This is a genomic window from Neisseria sp. P0021.S007, from assembly GCF_051956855.1.
Genome location: NZ_JBQCXA010000461.1, coordinates 1 through 720, shown reverse-complemented (window position 1 = coordinate 720; position 720 = coordinate 1). Strand labels below are relative to the sequence as shown.

Annotated in this window: 1 protein-coding gene; it reads right to left on the bottom strand. The window is 50.6% G+C overall.

Translation table 11 applies throughout. The features are described 5' to 3' along the window. On the bottom strand, positions 1–653 hold a 653-nt coding region (locus ACTHUR_RS14005; RefSeq protein ID WP_440399154.1), incomplete at its 3' end, for a trypsin-like peptidase domain-containing protein. Between the last annotated feature and the right edge of the window lie 67 nt (positions 654–720).

Genomic DNA, 720 nt, shown 5'->3' with positions numbered 1-720 from the left:
ATGCCGGAGGTTACACTGTTGTCAAAGCCGAAAGGCGCGCCGATGGCGGCTACCCATTCGCCCGGTTTCAAATCTTTCGGATTGCCGATTTTGACAACCGGCAAGTCTTCTTGTGGCTCGATTTTTAAGAGGGCAACGTCGGATTGGGCGTCTGAGCCGACCAGTTTGGCCGTGTATTCGCGTTTGTCGTTGAGCAGGACTTTGATATTGCCCATGCCGGCAACCACGTGGGTATTGGTCAGGATATAGCCGTCTTTGCTGATGATGAAGCCGGAACCGAAATTCAAAGCGTCGCTTTCGGTATCTTCTTGCGGCATGTCGGGCATATTGGGAACAAGGCGCTTGAAGAACTCGTAAAACGGATCGTTGTCGGGGAATTGGCTCAGATCCATGCTATGGTCGTCATCCGGTGTCGCAGAGCGTTTTGCCGGTGTCGCTTGAATATTGACGACGGCCTGTCCTTCGTTTTGTACCAGTTGGGCGAAGTCGGGCAGCAACATACCGACTTTTCCGTCATCGGTATTGGTTTCTATGCGTTGAACGAGTTCTTTGTTTTCGTCTTTGCCGAAAAAGGTGCTGACTTTGTCGCAACCTGAAAGAAGGGAAGCTGAGAGAACAGCAAGGGCCAGATATGTGTTTGTTTTAATATTCACGAAAGTTCCTTTTGCCGGCGCCTATCGTATTGTCGGCATGCGTTTGAATCGGCAGGCAGTTTTATTG